The sequence below is a fragment of the Methylobacterium sp. EM32 genome (genome assembly GCF_040593685.1).
Taxonomy (GTDB): domain Bacteria; phylum Pseudomonadota; class Alphaproteobacteria; order Rhizobiales; family Beijerinckiaceae; genus Methylobacterium.
This window is the reverse complement of sequence record NZ_JBEXZS010000062.1, coordinates 22,072-31,350: the sequence shown is the minus strand read 5'-3', so window position 1 is coordinate 31,350 and position 9,279 is coordinate 22,072. Positions and strand designations below refer to the sequence as shown.

Here is a 9,279-nt window from a genome sequence, read left to right as displayed (position 1 = left end):
GGGACGCCGCTTCCGGAGAGGTCGCGACCATGATGACGGGCGCCATCTGGAGCAGCGTCGCGGTCCCCTCTCCCGCCCGGCTCCGCCGGGCACCCTCACCCGCAGAGGGGGAAGGGTTCAGGCTTGTGCGAGCCATTGAACGTAGCGATTACATATGCGCACCACCATTGCTCCTTCGTATCCGAACGGCTAAGCTTGCGCCCGACGGTTCCCTCCGGGGATCAAAAGGGAACGCGGTGAGGGCTTGCCCGAAGCCGCGGCTGCCCCCGCAACTGTGAGCGGCGAGCCTTCCATCAATCATGTCACTGGGGACCCCCGAAATGGTCCCTGGGAAGACGATGGCAGGCGCTGACCCGTGAGCCAGGAGACCTGCCGTCAGCAGTGGTCACACGCGAGCACGTCGGGCGGGGTGTCCTGATGGGTGTCGAGGCGAGGGCGACGAGCCCCCGTCCCGCTGTCGTTCGCGGTGACGTGCCACAGCCCCGCGCCGTCCCGCCATGCCCGCTCCCGCCCTCCCCCGACCCGCCGACAGGTTGCGTGCGACGCAGCCTGCGCGTCGTCCGGAATGGAGGATATGTAACTTTATAACGTTACATATGCGGCGAGAGCGGCTACGGACGGAGCGGACGCCTACCCTGGACACCGACATGCACGCGCACCGCGCCCGCCGCTCAACGACCTTCGCCGCCACCCTCGCCGCCCCACTGTTGGCCACCGCGCCGGGCGCCGCGGAGGACCTCGCCCTCGACCGCATCGAGGTCGCGGGCGCCCGCTCCCGGGACGAGGCCGCCCCCGGCCTCAACCTCGCGACGCCGTCGCGCTCAGGGTCCCGCCTCGGCCTCACCCCGTTCGAGACCCCGGCGAGCCTCGACATCATCAGCGGCGAGACCGTCCGGGCCCGGGGCCAGAACACCCTCGAGGAGGCGGTGACCCAGAACGCCGTCGGCATCACGAGCGTCGCCTCGCCCGGCAACGGCAACCACTCCTTCGCTGCCCGGGGCTTCGTCGGGCCGAGCTCGGTGCAGCAGCTCTACGACGGCACGAGGCTCTATGTCGGGGTCGGCACCGTCACCTTCCCGTTCGACACTTGGTCGGCGGAGCGGATCGAGGTGCTGCGCGGCCCGGCCTCGGTGCTCTACGGCGAGGGTGCGATCGGCGGCATCATCAACGTGGTGCCGAAGAAGCCGACCTTCGTGCCCGTCGGCGAGGCGCGGGCGGTCGTCGGCTCCGACGGCGTCGCGCGCCTCGCCCTCGATAGCGGCGGGCCGGTCGGCGAGGACCTGGCCTACCGGCTCAACCTCAGCGGCAACCGGGCCGACGGCTGGGTCAAGCCCGACGGCGACTTTCGCAATCTCGCCCTCTCGGCGGCGGTGACCTGGCGGGCTTCCCCCGACCTGAGCGTCACCCTCTCGCACGACCTCGGCTACAACGAGCCGACGCGCTACTGGGGCTCGCCCCTCGTCGGGACGCGGGTGCCCGATCGCCTGCGCTTCACCAACTACAACATCCAGGATTCGCAGATCGCCTGGTTCGACAACTGGACGCAGTTGCGCACCGAGTGGAATCCCACCCCCGACATCACGGTGCGCAACACCGCCTATCGCCTCTCCACCGAGCGGCACTGGCGCGACGTCGAGCAATACACCTACCAGCCGGCGACCGGCCTGATTGGCCGCAGCGACTACATCGAGATCCGCCACCACGAGGAGCAGATCGGCAACCGCCTCGACGCGACCTTCCGCGGCAGCCTGTTCGGCTTCAAGAGTGCGACGGTGATCGGCTTCGACGTCAACCACATCGATTTCCGGCGCGACAGCAATTCGCCGTTCGGGGGCGAGAGCGTCGTCGATCCGTTCAATTTCGCGCAAGGGCGCTTCATCAACCTCGCCGGCACCCGCACCGACATCGTCTCGCGCACCCGCCAGGCCTCGGTCTTCGCCGAGAACCGGCTGGAGCTGACGCCGCACTTCGCCCTGGTGACAGGCCTGCGCTACGACGCGCCGACGGTCGCGGTGAGCCGGCCGCTGGCAGGGACCGCCTTCGAGAAGACCTTCGACTCGGTGAGCACTCGCGTCGCCGCGATCTACACCCCGACGCCCGACCTCGCCCTCTACGCGCAATACGCCACCGCCGCCGATCCGCTCGGCAGCCTGATCACCACCAGCGTGCCGCAGGCGCAGTTCCAGCTCGCCACCGGGGAACAGGTCGAGGCCGGCGCCAAGGGCCTGTTCGACGGCGGGCGCGGCGAGTGGACCTTCGCGGCCTACCACATCCGCAAGGACAACCTGCTGAGCCCGATTCCCGGCCGGCCGACGGAGGTCGCGGCGGTCGGCAGCCAGTCCTCCCGCGGGATCGAGGTCGCCTTCGCCTACCAGCTGTCGGAGCAGTGGCGCATCGAGGCCAACACCGCCCTGCTGCGGGCCCGCTACGACAATTTCTCGCAGAATACCGACGCCGGCCTGGTGTCGTTCGCCGGCAGGGTGCCGGTCGACGTGCCGCAACGGGTCACCAATGTCTGGCTCTCCTACGCCTTCGCGCCGGGCTGGGTGGCGCGGGTCGGCGTCAACGATGTCGGGCCGGTGTTCAGCGACTTCGGCAACACGGTCAGGCGGCCGGCCTACACGCTCGTGAACGCCAGCCTGGACTGGCAGGTGACGCCGACCTCGCGCCTGTCGCTGCGCGGCTACAACCTCACCGACCAGCTCTATGCGATCTCGGGCAACAGCAATTCCTGGCTGCTCGGCCGGCCGCGCTCGGTCGAGCTCGCCTACCACGTCACCTTCTGATGCGGGGATTGCGCAAGCGCCTGAAGCGGTGGCTGCATCTCGGCCACCGCTGGCTCGGCATCGCGACCGGGCTCTTCGTCGTCGCCTGGTTCGCCTCCGGGCTGGTGATGCTGGCCGTCGGCTTCCCCGTCCTCACGCAGGCCGAGCGGATCGCGGCGTCCGGCCCGCTCCGCCTCGACGCCGTGCGGCTGACGCCGCAGGCGGCGCTGGAGCGTTCGGGCGCGTCCAGCTTCCCCGATACCCTGACCCTGGCGATGCGGGGCCCCGAGCCCGCCTACTGGATCACCCAACGAGACGGCCGGCGCCGGGCGCTCTCGGCCGCGACCGGCGAGCCGTTCCCGCCCCTGACGGCGGAGAGCGCCGCGGCGCTCGCTGCGACCCATCCGCTTGCCCGTCACGTCGCCGATCTCGGCCCCGTCACCCGCGACCAGTGGACCGTGACGGCCCGCTACGACCCCTTGCGGCCGTTCCGGCGCGTGGCGCTCGGCGACGCGGCCGGGACCGAGCTCTACCTGTCGGTCGCCACGGGCGAGCTCGCCCTCGACACCACCCGGACGGAGCGGGTGTGGAACTGGGCCGGATCCATCATCCATTGGATCTACCTCACGCCGCTGCGCGCCCGGGCGGGCCTGTGGCAGGACGTGGTGCTGTGGGTCTCCGGGATCACGCTCGCGGGAGGCTTGAGCGGCTACGCCCTCGGCTTCGTCCGGCTGATGCGCGGCCGGCTGACGCCCTACCGGGGCTTCGCCGCCTGGCACCACCTCGCCGGGGTGGCGGGCGGGCTCGTCGTCGTCACCTTCCTCTTCAGCGGCTGGCTGTCGATGAACCCGCGCGGCTGGTTCGGGCCGCGGGCGCCCGACGCCGCCATGCGCGCGGCCTATGCGGGACAGGCGGCGCCGGTCTTCCCCCTCGGCCTCGACGACCTCGCGCGCGCGCCCACCGGCAGCGTCGCGCTCGATGTTGCGTGGATCGGCGGCCGGCCCGTCGTCGCCGCCACCGGTCCCGGCGGCGCGGCCCCGTGCTGCGGCACCGCACTGGCGCCCGCGACGGTCGTGGCGGCGGCCGGCGCGATGCTGCCGGAGGCGAGGCTCGGCGCGGTGACCCGCCTCACGACGCCGGACGCCTATTGGTACGACCGCCACGGCGCCCCGCCCCTGCCGGTCTTGCGCCTCGCCTTCGACGACCCGGCGGCAACCTGGTTCCACATCGACCCCGCGACCGGTGCGGTCCTCGGGCGGACCGACCGCAGCGGGCGGGCCAATCGCTGGCTGTTCGATGCCCTCCACACCCTCGATGCCGGCCCCCTGGCGCAGAACCCGGTGGCGCGGCTGACAGCGATCGTCGCCTTCAGTGCCCTCGGCCTGGTGATCGCGGCCTCGGGCACCGTCCTCGGCTGGCGCCGCCTGCGCCGCCGCGCCTGAACCCGACAGCTTTTGCCACCCGGCCGCACCGGGGCCGAGCGTAAGGCCCGCTGAAACGGCCCGGTCGCGCTTGCAACAGGACTGCATATCGGCCGGACCAGCTTGGTCGGAAACCGGACCGTCGACCATGCTCCATTGCCGGTTCAGCCACAGATTTCTCGAATACGCTGCTTCATCTGGTCACGGCGGCCGGAAAGACGCTCGTATGACGCAGGTGGCCGAGGCCGCCGATCGCGCGGCGGCCGGAGCAGACCCATTGATTGATTCGAGCACGATCGACTACGTCGTCCACTCGCCCACCAGTTGTGAAGCGCCTCGACCGCGCGGGATCGACATGCCCGGCCGATGAGGCGACTGGAGTTTTCGCCACCTTCGGTTGCATTACCCTGCATCGACTTGCATCGGCGTTGAACGTCAGGTGGTTTGTCGTGCGGTGATCCGCCGGTAGGCGCTCACAGCACGATCTCGACCAGGCTATACAAGCAACAAACGCTCTGAATCTCCAAGACGATCATCAGTCGAGGCGCTGACACCACAAGCTATGCCACTGTGTCAGCACGCGAAATCGTCGGAATGACGCGGCCAGATTCAGATACCGATAACTTTCGCATTGCATGATGCTGTGACCGAATCCGCTGGACGAGCTGGGATGGCCCTGCACCTCAAGCAATTTCCCCGATTCCTGGCAGAGCGCCGCGGACCCGTGATCCTCGGCCTGGTCGTGGTGGCGCTGCTGTGGATCGGCGTCGCGGTCAAGCATCGGGCCGACGTCCGGGACGCGGTGCAGGATTCCGAGCGCACCACGCACAACTTCGCGATGGTGTTCGAGGAGAACGTGCTGCGCTCGATCGGCGAGATCGACAAGTCCCTGCTCTACATGCGCCGCAGCATCGAGAGCCGCGCCGGCCGGGAGGATTACGGCACGATCGTCAACACGACCGACCTCCTGAGCGAGATCATCGTGCAGGTGGCGATCATCGGGCCGGACGGGGTGATGCGGGCGACCAATGCCGGGCCGCAGCCGCCGCCGGCGACCGACCTCAGCGACCGCGACCACTTCCGGATTCACGTCGAGAGCCCCGACGACGTGCTCTACATCAGCCGCCCGGTGATCGGACGGGCGAGCGGCCGGGTCTCGGTCCAGTTCAGCCGCCGCTTCCTCGGGCCGGACGGGCGCTTCGGCGGCGTGGTCGTGGCCTCGCTCAACCCGAGCCACCTGACCCAGTTCTACGACAAGATCGACCTCGGCACCCCGGCCGCGATCTCGCTCATCGGCAGCGACGGGGTGGTGCGCTCGAGCGGCGGCGTCGGCGGTGGCTTCGGGGTCGGGGCCGACCTCACCCGGACCGCGACCTACCAGAAGATCCGCTCGGGCCGGTCCGGCACCTTCACCATCGAGATGCCGGACGGGGCCGAGAGCCGGCTGGTGACGATCCGCAAGGTGCGCGAGCAGCCCCTGTGGGTGAGCGTCAGCGTGCCGGAGGCCGAGATCTTCAAGGACGCCCGCGCCACCCTGCGGACCGACGCCCTGATGGCGGCCGTGCTGACGCTCCTCGTCGGGATCGCGGTCGAGAAGCTCCTGCGCATCGAGGCCAAGCGCTCCGAGGCTGAAGCCCGGGTCGTGCGCCTGGCCTCCCTCGATCCCCTGACCGACCTGCCGAACCGCCGGGTGTTCCGCGCCTCCCTCGAGGCGCGGGCCGAGGCCGCGCGGGCGGCGCCCGGCGCCCCCTACGCGGTGATGTTCCTCGACCTCGACCGCTTCAAGCTCGTCAACGACACCCTCGGCCACAAGGTCGGCGACCACCTGCTGCAGGCGGTGGCCGACCGGCTCGCCGCCACCCTCGCCCCCGGCCAGATCCTGGCGCGGCTCGGCGGCGACGAGTTCGCGCTGCTGGTGCCCCGCGCCGGCGACCGGGCGGCGCTCGAGGCGATGGCGCAAGCCATCGCCGAGGCGGTGCTGGCGCCCTTCGAGATCGGCAGCCACCAGATCCGCTGCAGCGTCAGCATCGGCATCGCGGTCGGGCCGCAGGACGGCGCATCCGCCGACGACATCCTGATCGCCGCCGATCTCGCGCTCTACGCCGTCAAGGCGGGCAAGCGCGGCACGGTCCGGTTCTACGACCGGCAGATGAGCGAGGGGCTGGAGGAGCGCCGCCAGCTCGAGAGCGACCTGCGCCGGGCGATCGAGCGCGGCGAACTGGAGCTGCACTACCAGCCCTCGGTCGTGCTCAAGACCGGCGAGATCGCCGGGTTCGAGGCGCTGGCGCGCTGGCGCCACCCGGTGCGGGGCAACGTGCCGCCCGCGCTGTTCATCTCAATCGCCGAGGAATGCGGCCTGATCCACGCCATCGGCGAGTGGTCCCTGACCGAGGCCTGCCGCCAGGCTGCGACCTGGCCCGAGCGGCTGAAGATCGCCGTGAACCTGTCGCCGGTGCAGTTCACCGGCCCCGACCTCGTCGGGACGGTGCGCGGGGTGCTGGAGCGGACCGGCCTGGCGGCCCACCGCCTCGAACTCGAGATCACCGAGCAGATGCTGCTCGACAGCGGCGAGGGCACGCTCGCGATCCTGCGCGACCTCAAGGCGCTGGGCCTGCACGTGGCGATGGACGATTTCGGCACCGGCTACTCCTCGCTGAACTACCTGAGGAGCTTCCCGTTCGACCGCATCAAGGTCGACCGCAGCTTCGTCACCGGGCTCGGCACCGGGGCGCAGAACGCCGCGATCGTCCGCGCGGTCATCGACATCGCCCGGGTGCTCGGCATGCGCACCACCGCCGAGGGCATCGAGACGCCCGACCAGCAGCGCGTCCTGGCGCTGCTCGGCTGCGACGAGGTCCAGGGCTACCTGTTCAGCCGCCCGGTGCCGGCCGGAGAGGCGCAGGCGCTGATCGCGCGCTGGAGTGCCGAGCACCAGAGGGCGAAGACGTTGGCGGCGTGAATGGGCTGACGGGGGACTCGGGAGCCCGTTCGACTCTCCCGACGATCCTGAAACCCTCCGGGTCATTCCGGGGCCGCGCAAGCGGAGCCCAGAATGACCCGGAGGGCGATAAAACCCGGTGGGGCAAGCCAACAGGGCTCCCAGATTAGGTCACAACTGCACCTCTGCGAAAAACCCGCGGCTCTGGCCTCGAAGGCCCCCCGCCCCCTCACGCCGCATAATCCCTCGACAAACCGAGCACCGCGGGCCGGTGCAGCCGGACGACCGCCGGGCGGGCGAGCCGCGGGGGGGCGCTGGCGCGCCGGCGCGTCCAGGTCTCGTGCCAGAGGAGGAGCGCACCGGCCGCCACCACGATCGCGCCGCCGACGACGAGGTGCGGGGTCGGGACCTCGCCGAAGGCGAGGTAGCCGAGGCCCATGCCCCAGACCAGCATCAGGTAGTAGAACGGCGACACCGCGGTCGCCGGGGCCGAGGCGAGCGCCCGGGTCCAGAGATACTGCGCGCCGACATTGGAAGCGCCGAGCAGCCCGAACAGGACGGCGTCGGGCCCGCTCGGCCAGCGGAAGCCGAAGACCAGCAGCAGCGCATGCGCCGCCGCCATCACGGCCATCTGCCAGATCAGCAGCGTGCCGGCCTTCTCGGTCTTGGCCATGCCCCGCACCGCCACCGTGACGGTGCCGTACATCACGGCGTTGCCCAGCGCGAACAGCGCCCCGACCTGGAGCGAATCGGCTCCCGGATTGGTCACCACCAGCACGCCGAGGAAGCCGACGATCAGCACGCCCCAGCGCACCGGGTCCGACGCCTCCTTGTGCCAGAGGATCGCCACCACGGCCGCGAAGAGCGGGGCCGAGAAGCCGATCGCCGTGACGCCGGCGAGCGGCATCAGCCCGAGCGCCAGCACCGTCAGCGTCTGGGAGACCGCCTGCGACAACCCGCGGGCGACGTGGGCCCCGGGCCGCTTCGTGCGGAACACCCCGAGCCCCGTCGCCGGCAGCAGGAAGGCGCAGACCAGCCCGAAGGCGATGCCCGAGCGCAGGAACATCACCTCGCCGACCGGGTAATGGGCGACGAGGTGCTTCGAGAAGGCGTTCGACAGGGTCAGCAGCACCGTCGCGCCGATCATCAGCGCGATGCCGAGGGGGATGTTGTCGGCGGGGCGGGCGGCCTGCGCCGGCGCCCGATCGGGGGTCGGGGCGCGCGGGGCGCTCTGCATGGGGAATCTCCGGCGCAAGACGATTCATCCGGCGAAGGCAGGCATGCGCCCGCCGCCGGTGCGGCACGATTCGACGACGCGGGGCGGCGCCCGTGGCCGGGCGCCGCCCCGCATGCGGGTCAGGCGGCCGGCCGCCGGGCCGGCGGGGCGGCGGGGACGGCGTCCGACTCGGCGCTCATGAACCAGGGTTTCACCCCGACGCCGCGGCGGAGGGAGTACATGTAGAAGATCGGCATGGTGGCCGGGAAAAGGTCGCGGAACTCGCTGCCGTTGAAGGTGACGAACACCGCCTCCGGGAAGGCCGCCGCCACGGCCGCCTTCTCGACCATGTTCATGCGGTAATAGTCGAGGGCGCCCTGCTCGGTGGAGCCCTCGCCGCGGTACCACTTGGCCGCGCAGGCGATCAGGCTCGCCAGGATCTCGCCGGAGGGTTCTTCCGCCGGCGCGTCCGCCCCGATCTCGCGGGCGAAGGCGACGACGTCGCTGAGCCGGGCGCTCGCGAAGCCGCGGGCCTGCGCGGCGGCATCGATGGCGCCGAAATAGGCATCCGCCACGGCGTCCGGGTGCCCGTTCAGCGCGGCGTGGGTGTCGGTGAAGATCAGCCGGAACACCGCCCCCGGCGCGTAGGCCTGGCGCACCCGCTCGGCCATCTGGCCGAGATAGTCGAGGCAGGCGAGATCGGGCGCGGCGATCGCGGCCCGCGGGCCCTTGCCCCAGTACAGCACGAAGTCGAGCGGGCGCCCGGCCGCGACCGCCGCCGCGACCGCCGGCACCAGCCGCTCGGGATTGCCGGGCTGCTCGCGCTTGAACGCCCAGGTGTTGAACGACTTGATAATCAACTCAGGATTGAATTGCGGCGTCGATTTCCCGTTCGGGCGAATGGTCCTTCGCGTCGACGCCAAGTCGATCCGTGGCGCC

Annotated in this window: 5 protein-coding genes and 1 riboswitch; of the genes, 3 read left to right on the top strand and 2 right to left on the bottom strand. The window is 71.0% G+C overall.

Annotated features, from left to right (window positions below):
- The first annotated feature begins 188 nt into the window (after positions 1-188).
- Positions 189-392, top strand: a riboswitch (cobalamin riboswitch).
- A 255-nt stretch (positions 393-647) separates the two neighbouring features.
- The 3 genes from ABZT49_RS09475 to ABZT49_RS09465 all read left to right on the top strand — a co-directional run bounded on the left by ABZT49_RS09475 (position 648) and on the right by ABZT49_RS09465 (position 7,145).
- Positions 648-2,786, top strand: coding sequence for a TonB-dependent siderophore receptor (locus ABZT49_RS09475; RefSeq protein ID WP_355285639.1), 2,139 nt, complete (start codon positions 648-650; stop codon positions 2,784-2,786).
- On the top strand, positions 2,786-4,207 hold the full coding sequence (locus ABZT49_RS09470) for a PepSY domain-containing protein (RefSeq protein WP_355285638.1): 1,422 nt from the start codon (positions 2,786-2,788) through the stop codon (positions 4,205-4,207). The genes ABZT49_RS09475 and ABZT49_RS09470 overlap by 1 nt, the downstream gene beginning before the upstream one ends.
- 649 nt (positions 4,208-4,856) lie before the next feature.
- Complete coding sequence (locus ABZT49_RS09465; RefSeq protein WP_355285636.1) at positions 4,857-7,145, top strand: EAL domain-containing protein; 2,289 nt, start codon at positions 4,857-4,859, stop codon at positions 7,143-7,145.
- 208 nt (positions 7,146-7,353) lie between these two features.
- Here ABZT49_RS09465 and ABZT49_RS09460 read toward each other — a convergent pair whose 3' ends face one another.
- Together ABZT49_RS09460 and ABZT49_RS09455 are read right to left on the bottom strand one after the other, a co-directional pair.
- The gene (locus ABZT49_RS09460; RefSeq protein ID WP_355285634.1) at positions 7,354-8,361 is read right to left on the bottom strand and encodes a DMT family transporter; all 1,008 of its coding nucleotides are present in this window, start codon (positions 8,359-8,361) and stop codon (positions 7,354-7,356) included.
- Positions 8,362-8,480: 119 nt separating this feature from the next.
- Positions 8,481-9,200: a hypothetical protein gene (locus ABZT49_RS09455; protein WP_355285633.1), complete on the bottom strand. Its 720-nt coding sequence runs from the start codon at positions 9,198-9,200 to the stop codon at positions 8,481-8,483.
- Between the last annotated feature and the right edge of the window lie 79 nt (positions 9,201-9,279).

Excerpts from the sequence above, each read along its gene's own strand:
- ABZT49_RS09475 (WP_355285639.1), top strand. The coding sequence starts at position 648 with ATGCACGCGCACCGCGCCCGCCGCTCAACGACCTTCGCCGCCACCCTC.
- ABZT49_RS09470 (WP_355285638.1), top strand. The coding sequence starts at position 2,786 with ATGCGGGGATTGCGCAAGCGCCTGAAGCGGTGGCTGCATCTCGGCCAC.
- ABZT49_RS09465 (WP_355285636.1), top strand. The coding sequence starts at position 4,857 with ATGGCCCTGCACCTCAAGCAATTTCCCCGATTCCTGGCAGAGCGCCGC.
- ABZT49_RS09460 (WP_355285634.1), bottom strand. The coding sequence starts at position 8,361 with ATGCAGAGCGCCCCGCGCGCCCCGACCCCCGATCGGGCGCCGGCGCAG.